The organism is Streptomyces daghestanicus, from assembly GCF_020521275.1.
GTDB lineage: Bacteria > Actinomycetota > Actinomycetes > Streptomycetales > Streptomycetaceae > Streptomyces > Streptomyces griseoviridis.
In genome coordinates this window covers 370,174-384,782 of sequence record NZ_BNDX01000002.1, presented here as the reverse complement: position 1 = coordinate 384,782, position 14,609 = coordinate 370,174, and the positions used below count along the sequence as shown (strand labels likewise).

General features: G+C 73.6%; 12 protein-coding genes. 5 read left to right on the top strand and 7 right to left on the bottom strand.

The annotated features are described in order from the left end of the window. Positions 1–2: 2 nt before the first annotated feature. Genes Sdagh_RS01880 through Sdagh_RS01870 form a run of 3 tightly spaced genes read right to left on the bottom strand, consistent with a single transcriptional unit; the run spans position 3 to position 3,580 of the window. The gene (locus tag Sdagh_RS01880; RefSeq protein WP_226534425.1) at positions 3–839 is read right to left on the bottom strand and encodes a 3-oxoacyl-ACP reductase; all 837 of its coding nucleotides are present in this window, start codon (positions 837–839) and stop codon (positions 3–5) included. Between the two features lie 7 nt (positions 840–846). Next, positions 847–2,211: an aldehyde dehydrogenase family protein gene (locus tag Sdagh_RS01875; protein ID WP_189418729.1), complete on the bottom strand. Its 1,365-nt coding sequence runs from the start codon at positions 2,209–2,211 to the stop codon at positions 847–849. Positions 2,212–2,218: 7 nt separating this feature from the next. After that, a complete protein-coding gene (locus Sdagh_RS01870) occupies positions 2,219–3,580 on the bottom strand; it encodes a glutamine synthetase family protein (RefSeq protein WP_189418727.1) in 1,362 nt (453 codons plus the stop codon). Between the two features lie 82 nt (positions 3,581–3,662). Between Sdagh_RS01870 and Sdagh_RS01865 the strand changes: the two genes are divergently transcribed. Continuing rightward, on the top strand, positions 3,663–4,397 hold the full coding sequence (locus tag Sdagh_RS01865) for a FadR/GntR family transcriptional regulator (protein ID WP_189418725.1): 735 nt from the start codon (positions 3,663–3,665) through the stop codon (positions 4,395–4,397). Between the two features lie 43 nt (positions 4,398–4,440). After that, entirely contained in the window at positions 4,441–5,133 is a 693-nt protein-coding gene (locus tag Sdagh_RS01860; RefSeq protein WP_189418723.1) for a gamma-glutamyl-gamma-aminobutyrate hydrolase family protein, read from the top strand. 78 nt (positions 5,134–5,211) lie between these two features. On the opposite strand, the gene Sdagh_RS01855 is transcribed toward Sdagh_RS01860, so the two are convergent. Continuing rightward, positions 5,212–6,168 carry a LysR substrate-binding domain-containing protein gene (locus Sdagh_RS01855; RefSeq protein ID WP_189418720.1) on the bottom strand — a complete coding sequence of 319 codons (957 nt, stop codon included), beginning with the start codon at positions 6,166–6,168 and terminating at the stop codon, positions 5,212–5,214. A gap of 70 nt (positions 6,169–6,238) precedes the next feature. On the opposite strand from Sdagh_RS01855, the gene Sdagh_RS01850 reads away from it, so the two are divergent. After that, positions 6,239–7,372, top strand: coding sequence for a TDT family transporter (locus Sdagh_RS01850; protein ID WP_190077580.1), 1,134 nt, complete (start codon positions 6,239–6,241; stop codon positions 7,370–7,372). A 6-nt stretch (positions 7,373–7,378) separates the two neighbouring features. Here the strand turns inward: Sdagh_RS01850 and Sdagh_RS01845 are convergent, their stop codons facing one another. The 3 genes from Sdagh_RS01845 to Sdagh_RS01835 form a co-directional block, all read right to left on the bottom strand. Next, positions 7,379–7,948: a helix-turn-helix domain-containing protein gene (locus Sdagh_RS01845; protein ID WP_189418716.1), complete on the bottom strand. Its 570-nt coding sequence runs from the start codon at positions 7,946–7,948 to the stop codon at positions 7,379–7,381. A 403-nt stretch (positions 7,949–8,351) separates the two neighbouring features. After that, complete coding sequence (locus tag Sdagh_RS01840) at positions 8,352–10,967, bottom strand: ABC transporter permease/substrate binding protein (protein WP_190009752.1); 2,616 nt, start codon at positions 10,965–10,967, stop codon at positions 8,352–8,354. Beyond that, positions 10,960–12,045 (bottom strand): quaternary amine ABC transporter ATP-binding protein, encoded by a 1,086-nt coding sequence (locus tag Sdagh_RS01835; protein WP_189418711.1) that lies wholly within the window; start codon positions 12,043–12,045, stop codon positions 10,960–10,962. The genes Sdagh_RS01840 and Sdagh_RS01835 overlap by 8 nt, the downstream gene beginning before the upstream one ends. A 236-nt stretch (positions 12,046–12,281) precedes the next feature. Between Sdagh_RS01835 and Sdagh_RS01830 the strand changes: the two genes are divergently transcribed. Together Sdagh_RS01830 and Sdagh_RS01825 are read left to right on the top strand one after the other, a co-directional pair. Continuing rightward, positions 12,282–13,211 (top strand): 5'-3' exonuclease, encoded by a 930-nt coding sequence (locus tag Sdagh_RS01830; protein WP_226534678.1) that lies wholly within the window; start codon positions 12,282–12,284, stop codon positions 13,209–13,211. A gap of 177 nt (positions 13,212–13,388) precedes the next feature. Beyond that, entirely contained in the window at positions 13,389–14,240 is an 852-nt protein-coding gene (locus tag Sdagh_RS01825) for a siderophore-interacting protein (protein ID WP_189418709.1), read from the top strand. Positions 14,241–14,609 lie beyond the last annotated feature (369 nt).

Genomic DNA, 14,609 nt, shown 5'->3' with positions numbered 1-14,609 from the left:
ACCTACAGCGGGGTGACGTACGCCCCCGAGATGCCGCCGTCCACCAGGAAGTCGGTGGCGTTGACGAAGGAGGAGTCGTCGCTGGCCAGGAAGGCCACGGCGGCGGCGATCTCCTCGGCGCGGGCGAACCGGCCGGCGGGGATGTGCACGAGCCGGCGCGCGGCCCGCTCCGGGTCCTCGGCGAACAGCTCCCGCAGCAGCGGGGTGTCGACGGGGCCGGGGCACAGGGCGTTGACCCTGATCCCCTCCCGGGCGAACTGCACACCCAGTTCCCGGGACATGGCGAGGACCCCGCCCTTGGACGCGGTGTACGAGATCTGCGAGGTGGCCGCGCCCATCCGGGCCACGAAGGACGCCGTGTTGATGATGGAACCCTTGCCCTGGCGCCGCATGTGGGGCAGGGCGGCCTTGCAGCACAGGTAGACGGAGGTCAGGTTCACCTCCTGGACGCGCCGCCACGCCTCCAGGCCGGTCTCCAGGATGGAGTCGTCGTCGGGCGGCGAGATGCCCGCGTTGTTGAAGGCGACGTCGACGCTGCCGTACGTCTCGTACGCCGTCCGGAACAGCGCCTCGACCTGCTCCGGGTCGGTGACGTCGACCTGGACGAAGAGGCCGCCCGTCTCCTCGGCCGCGGCCTTGCCGCGGGTCTCGTCGACGTCACCGCAGACCACGTGGGCGCCCTCGGCGGCGAGCCGGCGCGCGCTCGCGAGGCCGATGCCGCTGCCGGCTCCGGTGACGACGGCGGTACGGCCCACCAGGCGGCGGCAGACGGCGCGTTCGGTGTCCGCGGTGTCCGCGGTGTCCGTGGTGTTCTCGATGTCCCCGGGCGTGGTGGTCATGGTCGGTTCAGGCCTCCGTGCTGAGGAAGACGTTCTTGGTCTGGGTGAAGGCGGTCAGGGCGTCCGGGCCCAGTTCGCGTCCGATGCCGGACTGCTTGTAGCCGCCGAACGGCGTCCAGTAGCGGACGCTGGAGTGGGAGTTGACGGACAGGTTGCCCGCGCGCAGCGCCCCCGAGACGCGCAGGGCGCGGCCCAGGTCGCGGGTCCAGACGGACCCGGAGAGGCCGTAGGGGGAGCTGTCGGCGAGCCGGATCGCGTCCTGTTCGCCGGTGAAGGGCAGGAGGACGGCGACGGGACCGAAGATCTCCTCCTGGGCGGCCCGGCTGTCGGGGCGTTCCCCGGTGAGGACGGTGGGCGGGAACCAGAAGCCGGGGCCGTCCGGCGCGCTGCCGCGCAGGGCCTCGGCGTCCTCGGGGACGTAGGAGCGGACGCGGTCCCGCTGGGCGGCCGAGATCAGCGGGCCCATCTGCGTCCTCTCGTCGGCCGGGTCGCCGACCACGACGGTGGAGAGCGCCTCGGCGAGCAGTTCGCGGGCCTGCTCGTACACCGTCTCCTGGACGAGGACGCGGGTGCGGGCGCAGCAGTCCTGGCCGGCGTTGTCGAGGAAGGAGAACGGGTCGAGGGCGGCCGTGAGGTCGGCGTCGGCGAAGACGATGTTGGGGCTCTTGCCGCCGAGTTCCAGGGTGACGGGCTTCAGCAGGCGGGCGCAGCGCTCCGCCACCTCGCGGCCGGTGCGCACCGACCCGGTGAACACGATCTTGGCGACGCCGGGGTGGTCGGTCAGGGCGCGGCCGGTGGTGGTGCCGTGACCGGGCAGGACCTGGAAGAGGTGCTCGGGCAGTCCGGCCGCCAGGGCCAGTTCGGCGAGGCGGAGGGCGGTGAGCGGGGTGGTCTCGGCGGGCTTGAGGAGCACCGCGTTGCCGGCCGCGAGGGCGGGGGCGGTGCCCCAGGCGGCGACGGGCATCGGGAAGTTCCAGGGGGCGATGACGCCGACGACGCCGTACGGCTCGTGGAGGGTGACGTCGAGGCCGCCGGCGACCGGGATCTGCCGCCCGGTGAGCCGTTCCACGCCGCCGGCCGCGTAGTCGAGCAGGTCGCGGACGTTGCCCGCCTCCCAGCGGGCGTTGCCGAGGGTGTGGCCGGCCTCGCGGACCTCCAGGCGGGCCAGTTCCTCCAGGTGGTCGTCGACGGCGGTGGCGAAGCGGCGCAGCAGCCGGGCGCGGTCGCCGGGCGCGAGGGCGGCCCAGCGTTCCTGCGCGCGGGCGGCGCGGACGACGGCGGTGTCGACGTCGGCGGCCGATGCGGCGGGGATGGTGGCGACGGTCTCCTCGGTGGCGGGGTTCAGCACCCGCAGCTCGGGCGTGTCGGACAACGGGGCCTCACATGCGTTCGAAGGAGCGGCGCAGCTCCCAGTCGGTGACCGCGGTGTCGAAGGCGTCGAGTTCGACCCGGGCCATGGTGCGGTAGTGGTCGACCACGTCGTCCCCGAAGGCGGTCCGGGCGAGGGGGCTGTCCGTCCAGAGCGCGGCGGCCTCGCGCAGGGTGGCGGGGACGTGGTCGTAGCCGGTGGTGTAGGCGTTGCCCGTGCAGGGGTCGGGGAGTTCGAGTTCCCGCTCGACGCCGTGGAGTCCGGCGGCGATCATGCCGGCGACCGCGAGGTAGGGGTTGACGTCGCCGCCGGGGAGGCGGTTCTCGAAGCGCAGGGAGCGGCCGTGGCCGACCACGCGCAGGGCGCAGGTGCGGTTGTCGTGGCCCCAGGCGACGGCGGTGGGCGCGAAGGAGCCGGGCCGGAACCGCTTGTAGGAGTTGATGTGGGGGGCGTAGAGGAGGGAGAAGTCGCGCAGGGCGGCCAGTTGTCCGGCCAGGAAGTGCCGCATCAGCGGGGACATGCCGCCGTCCGGGCCGGGCATGGCGCTGGTCCCGTCGGCGTGGGTGAGCGAGAGGTGGATGTGGCAGGAGTTGCCCTCGCGCTCGTCGTACTTGGCCATGAAGGTGAGGGAGAGGCCCTCCTGGGCGGCGATCTCCTTGGCGCCCGTCTTGTACAGGGCGTGCTGGTCGCAGGTGACCAGGGCCTCGTCGTAGCGGAAGGCGATCTCGTGCTGGCCGGGGTTGCACTCGCCCTTGGCGGACTCGGGTGTCAGGCCGGCGCCGGCCATCTCGTTGCGGAGGCGGCGCAGCAGGGGCTCGACACGGCCGGTGCCGAGGACGGAGTAGTCGATGTTGTACTGGTTGGCCGGGGTGAGACCCCGGTAGTTCGCGTCCCAGGCCTGTTCGTAGGTGTCCTTGAAGACGATGAACTCCAGCTCGGTGCCGACCTGGGCGGTCAGTCCGCGCGCGGCGAGGCGGTCGAGCTGGCGGCGCAGGATCTGGCGGGGCGCGGCGGTCACCGGGGAGCCGTCCTCCCAGGCGAGGTCGGCGTGGACGAACGCGGTGCCGGGGTGCCAGGGCACCCGGCGCAGGGTGGCGAGGTCGGGGCGCATCGCGAAGTCGCCGTAGCCGCTGTCCCAGGAGGACATGGCGTAGCCGTCGACGGTGTTCATCTCGGCGTCGACGGCGAGGAGGTAGGCGCAGCCCTCGGTGCCGTGGTGCAGTACCTCGTCGAGGAAGAAGCGGGCGGCGAACCGCTTGCCCTGGAGCCGCCCCTGCATGTCCGGGAAGGCCAGGACGACGGTGTCGATCTCGCCGCCGGCGACGAGGGCGTGCAGTTCTTCGACACCGAGCGGGGGCGTGCGGTCTGCCACGGGGGCTCCTCGGGCTTCCTGGTCGGGCCGGGAGCCATAAGGTATGGCGCAGGACCATTGCTTGGGAAGGGGGCGCGGCGGCATGCCGGGAGCGACCGGGGGCACGGGGGCGGACCGGCTGGCCGCGGTGCTCCGGCCGGTGCGGGCGGGCAACGGCTTCGAGGAGGCGCTGGAGCAGATCCTCCAGGTCGTCCGGCTGGGACTGGTCCCGGCGGGCGGGCGGCTGCCGGCCGAGCGGGAGCTGGCGGAGCGGCTGGGGATCAGCCGGGTGACGCTGCGCGAGGTGCTGCGCGTGCTGCACGACCAGGGGCTGGTGGAGGCGCGGCGGGGGCGGTACGGCGGGACCTTCGTGCGGGCGGGCGCGGACGCCCGGGGCGAGGACGAGCTGCGGCGCCGGGTCGCCGAGGTCGACCTGGAGGACGTGCTGCGCTTCCGGGAGGTGCTGGAGGTGGGCGCGGCGGAGCTGTGCGCGGCGCGGGGGCCTGCCGGGGAGCCGGCGGAGCGGCTGCGGGCGGCGCTGGCCCGCACGCGCGACGCGCCGCTGGCCGAGTACCGCCGGGTGGACACCGCGCTCCACCTGACCCTCGCGGAGCTGTGCGGGTCGCCGTCGCTGGCCGGGCAGTACGCGGCGGTGCGGGCGCGGCTGAACGGGCTGCTGGACTGCATCCCGCTGCTGGTGCGGAACCTGGAGCACTCCCAGCGGCAGCACACCGCGCTGGTGGCGGCGGTGCTGGACGGGGACGTGGCGGGGGCGCGGGCGGTGATGCGGGAGCACTGCGCGGGCACGGCGGCGCTGCTGCGGGGATTCCTGACGTGAGGGTGCGCAAAGGTTCGGAGTGAGTCCATTGACGGGAGCGCGGATGGCGGACCGGCCGCTGATCGGTGTCAGTACGTATCTGGAGCCCCGGGTGTGCTGGGGGGTGTGGGAGCTGGAGGCGGCGCTGCTGCCGGCCGGGTATCCGCGGCTGGTGCAGCGCGCGGGCGGGCTGGCGGCGATGCTCCCGCCGGACGCCCCGGAGCACGCCGCGGCGGCCGTGGCCCGGCTGGACGGCCTGGTCGTCGCGGGCGGCCCGGACGTGGAGCCGGTCCGCTACGGCGCCGAGCCGGACCCGCGCACCGGCCCGCCCGCCCGGGCCCGGGACGCCTGGGAACTGGCGCTGGTCGAGGCGGCGCTCGCCGCCCGCCTGCCGCTGCTGGGCATCTGCCGCGGCATGCAGCTGCTGAACGTGGCCCTCGGCGGCACCCTCGTCCAGCACCTCGACGGCCACACCGGGGCGGTCGGCGTGGTCGGCCGTCACCCGGTCGTGCCGGTGCCGGGCACGCGGTACGCCGGGATCGTCCCGGAGACGGCGCCGGTGCCGACGTACCACCACCAGGCCGTGGACCGGCTCGGCACCGGTCTGGTCGCGTCGGCGCACGCGGCGGACGGCACGGTGGAGGCGGTGGAGCTGCCGTCCGCCGGCGGCTGGGTGCTGGGCGTGCAGTGGCACCCGGAGATGGGCGAGGACGAGCGGGTGATGCGGGCCCTGGTGACGGCCGCCACCGCCCGCTGAGACCCATGGGACCCTACGCGGCACCGCTCCCCGCGTGCCGCGTACGCGACCGGGTCGCGTGGGTCCGGCCCGCCCCCGTCAGGTACGCGGCTGTGCCCGGGTCAGGGACAGCAGGTGCCGGGCCGGTCCCGCCGGCTGGTGGCCCGTCGGCCAGACGGCCCGGAGGTCGCGGGCGAGGGAGACACCGTCGAGCGGGACCCGCACCAGCCGCCGCATCGCCAGTTCCTCGCCCAGGGCGAGTTCGCTGAGGACGGCGGGGCCGGCGCCGCCGACCGCGGCGGCCTTCACCGCGGTGGTCGACGACACCTCGATCAGCGGACGGGCCAGCCCGCCGAGCGCCGCGTCCAGCACCTGCCGGGTACCGGAGCCCTTCTCGCGCAGGATCAGCGGGGTCTCGGCCAGCTCCCGGGCGGCCAGCGGGCGCCGCCGCCGGGCCCATGGATGCGTCGGTGCCGTCACCACGATCAGCCGGTCGTGGGCGATGACCGCCGAGTCCAGACCGGCCGGCACGCTCACCCCCTCCACGAACCCCAGGTCGGCCTCGTCGGCCAGCAGCCGCTGGGCGACCACCGCGGAGTTCCCGGCGTGCAGCGACACCGCGGTGTCCGGCCGCTGCGCCCGCAGCGCCACCAGCCAGCCGGGCAGCAGGTACTCCGCGATGGTCATGCTCGCCGCCACCCGCAGCCGCGAGTCCCGCCGGTCCCGCAACGCCTGCGCCCCCGCGTCGAACGCCTCCGCCGCCTCCACGATCCGCCGCGCCCAGTCGGTGACCAGTGCCCCGGCGTCGGTCAGCCGCGAGCCGCGCGGCGACCGGTCGACCAGGGCCACGCCGAGCTGCCGTTCCATGGACCGGACGCGGCTGCTGGCCGCCGGCTGGCTGATGCCCAGCTCACGGGCGGCGCCGCCCAGGCTGCCCAGCCGGGCCACCGCCAGCAGCAGCTCCAGGGCGCCCAGGTCCGGGACCCGGTGCGCCAGCCCCGCCGCGTGCGACCGCCCGGACGCGTCGCCGCCGGTCCGGCTCTCCCCGCTGCTCATAACCCCAGCTTATGCCCTCATAGGGAGAAGGTCCCTGGTCAGGGGCGTCCCCCGGGGCGACCGTAGGACCATGGTCACCGCAGTCCGCCTCTCCCCCGCTCCCCGCCGTCCCGTGTCCGCGGCGCGGTTCCCCGCCCTCCGCGAACTCGGGCCGAACTGGTACGCCGGTGTCATGGGCACCGCCGCCGTCGCCTCCGCCGGAGCCGGGCTCCCCTGGCGGCCCCCGGGTCTGCGGGCCGTCTGCGCCGCCGTCTGGGCCTTCTCCGTCCTGCTGCTGGCGGCCCTGCTGGCCGCCCGGTGCCTGCACTGGCGCCACCACCGCGACCGGGCCCGCGTCCAGCTGCTCGACCCCGCGGCGGCCCCCTTCTACGGCTGCCTGGCGATGGCGCTGCTCGCGGTGGGCGGTGCCACGCTGACCGTGGGCCGGGACTGGATCGGGGTGCGGGCGGCTCTCGCCGTGGACGCCGTGCTGTTCACCGCCGGGACGGCCGCGGCGCTGACGGCGGCGGTGGCCGTCCCGTACCTGATGGCCGTACGCCACCGGACCGGGCCCGGGCAGGCGGCGCCCGCGTGGCTGCTGCCGCTGGTCGCGCCCATGGTGTCGGCGGCGCTGGGGCCGCTGCTGGTGCCGCACCTGCCGGCCGGGCAGCCGCGCGCGACGCTGCTGCTGGGCTGCCTGGCGCTGTTCGGGGCGAGTCTGCTGGCGACGCTGCTGATGCTGCCGCTGGTCTTCGCCCGGCTGCTCACCGGCGGTCCGCTGCCGCCGGCGGTGGTCCCGTCGCTGTTCCTGGTGCTGGGCCCGCTGGGCCAGTCCACCACCGCCGTCGGGAACGTCGCGGACGCGGCCCCCGGCGTCGTCCCGGCCCCCTACGGCGACGGCCTCACCGCGCTGACCGTCCTCTACGGCGTCCCGGTCATGGGCTTCGCCCTGCTGTGGCTGGCGCTGGCCACGGCGCACCTGGTCCGGGCCCGGCGACGGGGCCTCGGGTTCTCGATGACCTGGTGGTCGTTCACCTTCCCGGTCGGCACCTGCGTCACCGGCGCCACGGTCCTGGCCCGGCACACCGGGCTGACCGTCTGCACGGGTCTCGCCGTAGCCCTGTACGGGGTCCTGGCCGTCGCCTGGGCCGTGGCGGCCACCGGGACCGTGCGGGGCGTGGCCGCCGGGGAGCTGCTCCCCGCGCGGGCCGCGCACGGCGGCTGACGCGGGTCAGCGGCCGGGCCGGTCCCGGACCGCCTCGATGTGCTCGGCGACCGCGACGACAACCAGCCGGGTGTCCGGGACGGTGGCCCGCCACCGGTGCCGCACCCCGCCGGTGAGGTAGAGCGTGTCCCCGCGGCCCAGCCGGTAGGCCCGGCCCTCCGCCTCGATCTCCACGGCGCCCTCGGCGACGTACATCAACTGGTCGTTGCGGTACTGCAGTTCGCGGCCGGCGTCGTGGTCGCCGGTGAACTCCGAGGCGTGCATCTGGTGGTGTCCGCGCACCAGGGAGCGCACCCGGGGGTCGGGGCCCGGCTCGCCGTCCTCGGCGCGGACCACGTCCACGCTGCACGCGGGGTCGGCGGCGGCGAGCAGCTCCACGGCGGTGGTGCGCAGCGCGTCGGCGACCTTCTCCAGGGAGCCGGTGCTGGGCCGTGCCCGGTCGTTCTCGATCTGGCTGAGGAACGGCACCGACAGGCCGCTGCGCTCGGCCACGACGGCGAGGGTGAGCTCCAGCGCGCGGCGCCGCCGCCGGACGGCCGCGCCCACCCGAAGGGGCTGTTCTTTGTGGTCGCCCATCGCTCCGGCTCCCTCCTTCACCCGTCGTTTCCATGGTGCCGCCCCGGTGCCGTTCCCCGGGCACGGTCCCGCCCGGGAGTCCAGGGTCCGCGGCGGAGTCCTTGCTGAGTTGTCTGCACCCTACGCATGTTCGGCAAACCGTTTCACGCGGCCGTCACGTCGATGTCACGCGCCCGTGGCGCGGACCCGCCGGTCCGCGCCACCGGTCCGCCCCGGTCCCCGGCCGCCCCGCGGGCCCGCGCGGCCCGTGCGGGGCCTGCCCGGGCGGGGAGTGCGGCGCTTCGCGGTTGTCCGAATCGTGACCGTGCGGACCGGCCCGGAGCGCGGACGGCCCGGGGGGCGGACCGCGGCGCGCGTGCGGCGCGCGGGCGGCCCGCCCCCCGGGCGGCGGTCACGGGGGCGGTCAGGCCGCGGTCATCCGGTCGGCGACCCCGGGGTTCTCCTTCAGCCAGGCGGCGACCGCTTCCTCCTCGTGGCCCTGGCCGCGGTCCTTGATCTCGCTCTCCAGTCCGCCCAGCTCGTCCTCGCTCAGGTGGAAGTTCCTGATCCACTCGGTGAGCTGCGGGTACTCGTCCGGGAAGTCCTTGTGCGCGATCGTGTGGATCTTGTTGTTCTCGCCCCAGTACTTCTCCGGGTCGGCGAGCTTGGTCAGCTCGTAGTCGCTGTACGCCCAGTGCGGCGACCACAGGACGACGGCGACCGGCTCCTTCTTGGCGTAGGCGCGCTTCAGCTCGGTGAGCATCGCCGGGGTGGAGCCGTCGACGACCTCGTACTCCTCGTCCAGGCCGTAGCCGGGCAGGACCTTGTTCTTGAGCAGGTTCATCTCGCCGGTGCCCGGTTCGATGCCGATGATCTTCCCGTCGAAGAGGTCGGCCTTGCCCTTGAGGTCCGCCATGGACCTGACGTCCTTGACGTAGGAGGGCACGGCGACCTCCAGCGAGGTCGGTTCGTACCAGCTGCCCAGGTCCGCGAGGTTCTCCTTGCTCTTCTCCCAGTAGTTGGACTGGGCGTGCGGCAGCCAGGCGTCGAAGTTGAGGTCGATGTCGCCCGAGGCGAGGCCGGTGTAGACCGGGCCGACGTCCATCTGCTTGAGGTTCAGCCGGTAGCCGCGCTTCTCCAGGACGTTCTTCCAGAGGTAGGTCACGGCGACGTCCTCGTCCCAGGGGAACCAGGCCACGTCCAGCGGCTGCCCGGCCTCCGCCGGCTTGGCGCCGGAGCCGGACGCGGCCGGGGCGAGCTTGTCGACGAGGCCGGGGTTCTTCTTCAGCCAGGTCCTGACGGCGTCCTGCTGCTTGCCCTTGCCGACCTTGTTGATCTCCGCTTCGAGACTGGTGAGCTGCTTCTCGTCCAGCTCGAAGTCCTTCATCCACCGGGTGAGGGTGGGGTCGTCGTCGGCGAGGCCCTTGCGGGAGAGCGTGTGCACCCCGTCGCCGGAGCCCCAGGCGCCCTTGGGGTCCTTCAGCTTCTTCAGGTCGAAGTCGTTGTACGCCCAGTGCGGCGACCAGAGCGTGACGACGATCGGCTTCTTCCGGCCGTAGGCCCGCTTCAGCTCGGTGAGCATCGCCGGGGTGGAGCTGTCGACGACCTGGTACTCCTTGTCCAGGCCGTACGCCTTGAGGACCTTGCTCTTCAGCAGGGCCATCTCACCGGCGCCGGCCTCGATGCCGGTGATCTTCCCGCCGAACTCGTCGGCCCTGCCCTTGAGGTCCGCCAGGGAGTCGACGTCCTTCATGTACGAGGGGACGGTCAGCTCCAGCGTCGTCTCGTCGTACCAGGAGCCGAGGTCGTCCAGCTTCGCGCCGTACTTCTTCCAGTACTGCGCGTGCGTGGTCGGCAGCCAGGAGTTGGTGACGATGTCGATGTCGCCCTGCGCGAGGGCGGTGTAGAGCGGCCCGGCGTCGAACTGCTTGGCCTCGACCTCGTAACCGCGCTCCTCCAGCAGCTCCTTCCAGAGGAAGGTGGAGGCGACGCCCTCGTCCCACGGGACATAACCGAGGGTGACCTTCTTGCCCTCGCCGACGTTCTTGCCGCCCGCGACGGACGCGGAGTCGCCGGAGCCGCCGAACACGCCCATGCCGCCGGCCACCAGCGCGAGGATCACGACGCCGACCACGGCGACCTGCGGACGCGGTCGGTACGACCAGATCTTCAGGCCGCCCGCGGCACGGGCCCGGGCGGCGGCACGCCGGCCGAGCGGCGACACCTGGGTGCCGAGGGCGCTGGTCATGCGGTCGAGGTAGATCGCGAGGATGACGATGGCGATCCCGGACTCGGCGCCGAGACCGACGTCGAGCTGGCCGATGGCCTGGTTGACGGAGCCGCCGAGGCCGCCGGTGCCGACCATGCCGGCGATGGCCGCCATGGACAGGCCGAGCATGATGACCTGGTTGACGCCCGCCATCACGGTGGGCAGCGCCAGCGGGAGCTGGACGCGGAGCAGGGTGTTGCGCGGGGTGGTGCCGAACGCCTCGGCCGCCTCGACCAGTTCCTTGTCGACCTGGCGGATGCCGAGTTCGGTCATGCGCACGCCCGGGGCGAGCGCGAAGACCAGGGTGGCGACGATGCCGGCGGGGGCGCCGGTGCCGAAGAAGAGCAGCGCCGGGATCAGGTAGACCATCGCGGGCAGCGTCTGCATGAAGTCCAGCACCGGCCGGACGAGGGAGCTGACCCGGTCCGAGCGGGCGGCCCAGATGCCCACCGGGACGGAGATGACCAGGGCGATGATCGTGGCCACCAGGAGGAGCGACAGGGTGACCATCGCGTCCTCCCACAGCTCCATGGAGTCGATGAACGCGAAGCCCACGAAGGTCAGGACGCCGGCGAGCGTGCCGCGCAGCCAGAAGGCCAGCACGGCGAAGATGCCGGCGAGCAGCAGCGGCTGCGGCGCCTGGAGGACGGCGTCGATGCCGTCGTAGGTGCCGGTGAAGACCGTTTTGAAGAAGTCGAAGAGCCAGGAGATGTGGGTGCGCAGCCATTCGACCGCGTCGTTGACCCAGTCGCCGAGCGGGATCCTAGGCACGGGCCATCACCTTCTCCCCGCCCTTGTCCCGCGGTGAGTCACAGGTGCCGGGGTCGGCCGGCTCGTCGCCGAGGAAGCCCACCAGACGCTGGCGCGGGACCACGCCGACGAGGCGGCCGTCCCTCAGCACGGCCACGGGGTGCGGCACCCGCGCGCTGATCGCGCACAGCTCGGTGAACGACGTCTCCGGGGTGGCGGTCTCGCAGCCGCAGTCGGCCTCGTCGCCGCGCACCTCGGTCTCCATGACGGCGCCGGCGGTGAGCACGCGGGAGCGGTCGACGTCCTGGGTGAAGGAGGCGACGTAGTCGTTGGCGGGGCGGAGCAGGATGTCCTGCGCCGTGCCGATCTGCACGATGCGGCCGTCGCGCATCACGGCGATGCGGTCGCCCAGGCGCATGGCCTCGTTGAGGTCGTGGGTGATGAAGACGATGGTCTTCTTCAGCGTCTTCTGCAGTTCGAGGAGCTGGTCCTGCATGTCGCGCCGGATCAGCGGGTCGAGCGCGCTGAAGGACTCGTCCATCAGCAGCAGGTCGGCGTCGGTGGCGAGGGCGCGGGCCAGGCCGACGCGCTGCTGCATGCCGCCGGACAGCTCGTCGGGCCAGGACTTCTCCCAGCCGGCCAGGCCGCACAGGGCGAGCGCCTCGTCGGCGCGGCGTTCGCGCTCGGCGCGGGGCACGCCCTGCACTTCCAGGCCGTAGGCGGCGTTGTCGCGGACACTGCGGTGCGGGAACAGCGCGAAGTGCTGGAAGACCATGCTGATCTTCTTGGAGCGGACGTCGCGCAGACCCCGGGCGCCGAGTTCCGTCAGGTCCTGGCCGCCGAAGCGGACGTGGCCGTCGGTCGGCTCCAGAAGGCCGTTGAGCATGCGCAGCAGCGTGGACTTGCCGGACCCGGACAGGCCCATGACGACGAAGATCTCGCCGGGTTCCACGGTGAAGGAGGCGTCGATGACGGCGGCCGTGGTGCCGTCGGCGCGCAGTTCCTCCCGCTCGGTTCCCTGGCGCAGTCGTTCGACTGCCTGGTCGGGTTTTCTGCCGAACACCTTGTACAGGTGCTCGGCCTCAAGCCTGGCTGACACGCTTACCTCTTGGCTCGGGGACAGGGGCAAGGTCCGAAGACTGGCTAACAGTTGAACTTTTCAACCAGCGCTGACCTGGAGGCGCACCTGCCCCGATCCTTACAGGCCAAACACAAGTGTGACTTGCGTCACTTGTACGACTCGTGTCAGTCACCCTGCGTGCCCGCCCGGTCCGCCTGCGGCAGGCCGGACCCGTACGGAAGGCGGGCCCGCGCCCGGCCGCCGGCTGCGGCATGATGCGGTGCGTGACCGGACGACTCATGCTCCTCGACACCGCTTCCCTCTACTTCCGGGCCTACTTCGGCGTCCCGGACTCCGTCAGGGCCCCCGACGGCACGCCGGTGAACGCCGTGCGCGGGCTGCTCGACTTCATCGACCGCCTGGTGAAGGACCACCGGCCCGGCCACCTGGTCGCCTGCATGGACGCCGACTGGCGTCCGGCCTGGCGCGTGGAGCTGATCCCCTCCTACAAGGCGCACCGCGTCGCCGCCGAGCGCCCGGCCGGCCCGGACGAGGAGGAGGTGCCCGACACCCTCTCCCCGCAGGTCCCGGTGATCGAGGAGGTGCTCGACGCGCTCGGCATCGCCCGCGTCGGCGTCCCGGAGTACGAGGCGGACGACGTCATCGGCACGTACACCGCGCGGGCGGGCGGCCCCGTCGACATCGTCACCGGCGACCGCGACCTGTATCAGCTCGTCGACGACGCCCGCGGCGTGCGGGTGCTCTACCCGGTCAAGGGCGTCGGCACCCTCCAGGTCACCGACGAGGCGTTCCTGCGGGAGAAGTACGGCGTCGACGGCCCCGGCTACGCCGACCTGGCCCTGCTGCGCGGCGATCCGAGCGACGGCCTGCCCGGGGTCCCCGGTATCGGTGAGAAGACGGCGGCGAAGCTGCTCGCGCAGTTCGGCGACCTCGCCGGCATCCTGGCCGCCGCCGACGACCCGGCCGCGAAGCTCACCCCCACCCAGCGCCGCCGCCTGCACGAGGCGCGGCCCTACCTGGCGGTGGCCCCGACGGTGGTCCGGGTCGCGGCCGACGTGCCGCTGCCGGACGTGGACACGGCCCTGCCGCACACCCCCCGCGACCCGGCGGCCCTCGGCGCGCTGACGGCCCGCTGGGGTCTGGGCGGCTCCCTGGAGCGTCTCCTGGCCACGCTCTCCTCCTGAGAGCCCGCCCGCGGGAACCCGCCGCGCCGGTGCGCGCATCGGCGCCCCCGCCCGGGGAAGCCGTACTGTGCCGGTCCGGAGGGAGGCGAAAGACTCATGAACCTCTCGTTCATGAGGTGTCTCACAGGGGAGGGAATGCTAACTTAGGCAAACCTAACTCGTGATTTGGGAGGCGTCATGGCAGACCGACCGGGACGCAAGCCGCGGAAGCCGCACACCGCACAGGTCGTCCGCACCGAGCGGCTCACCCCGCACATGCAGCGGGTGGTCCTCGGCGGCGAGGGGCTCGCCGCCTTCTCGGCGGACACCTGCACCGACCACTACGTGAAGCTCCTCTTCCCGTCCGGCGGCGCCACCTACCCCGAGCCCTTCGACATGGAGCGCATCCGCGAGGAGTTCCCGCGCGAGCAGTGGCCGGTGACCCGGACCTACACCGTGCGGCACTGGGACGCAGAGCTGCGGGAGCTGACCCTGGACTTCGTCGTCCACGGCGACGAGGGCCTGGCCGGCCCCTGGGCGCGGGACGTCCAGCCCGGCGCGACCATCCGCTTCATGGGCCCCGGCGGCGCCTACGCCCCCGACCCGGCCGCCGACTGGCATCTGCTGGCCGGTGACGAGAGCGCGCTGCCCGCGATCGCCCGCTCGCTGGAGGCGCTGCCGGACGGCGCCCGGGTCCACGCCTTCGTCGAGGTCGCGGGCCCGGAGGAGGAGCAGAAGATCGACTCCGACGTGGAGGTCGTCTGGCTGCACCGCGGTGACCGGCCCGTCGGCGAGGCGCTGGTGGAGGCCGTGCGCGGCCTGGACTTCCCTGAGGGCCGGGTGCACGCCTTCGTGCACGGCGAGGCGGGCTGCGTGAAGGAACTGCGCAGGCTGCTGCGGGTCGAGCGGCAGTACCCCCGCGAGGACCTGTCCATCTCCGGCTACTGGCGGCTCGGCCACAACGAGGACGGCTGGCAGTCCTCCAAGCGCGAGTGGAACGCCCAGGTCGAGGCCGAACAGGAAGGCGGCACCACCGCCTCCGCCGCGTGACCTGACCACCGGCCGCACCGCCTCCGGTCCGTGCACCGAGGCCGACGGCCCCGAGCACAGCGAAGCCCCGAGCACGGCACCTCACCCCCTCCACGCCACCCCGGCGCGACGGCACCCTCACCACAGGGGCGAGGCACGAGGAACCCGGCGCCGGCCCGGACGAGGACGGCTGGCAGCCCACCGAGCGCGAGTGGAACGCCCAGGTCGAGGCCGAACAGGAAGGCGGCACCACCGCCTCCGCCGCGTGACCTGACCACCGGCCGCACCGCCTCCGGTCCGTGCACCGAGGCCGACGGCCCCGAGCACAGCGAAGCCCCGAGCACGGCACCTCACCCCCTCCACGCCACCCCGACGCGACGGCACCCTCAC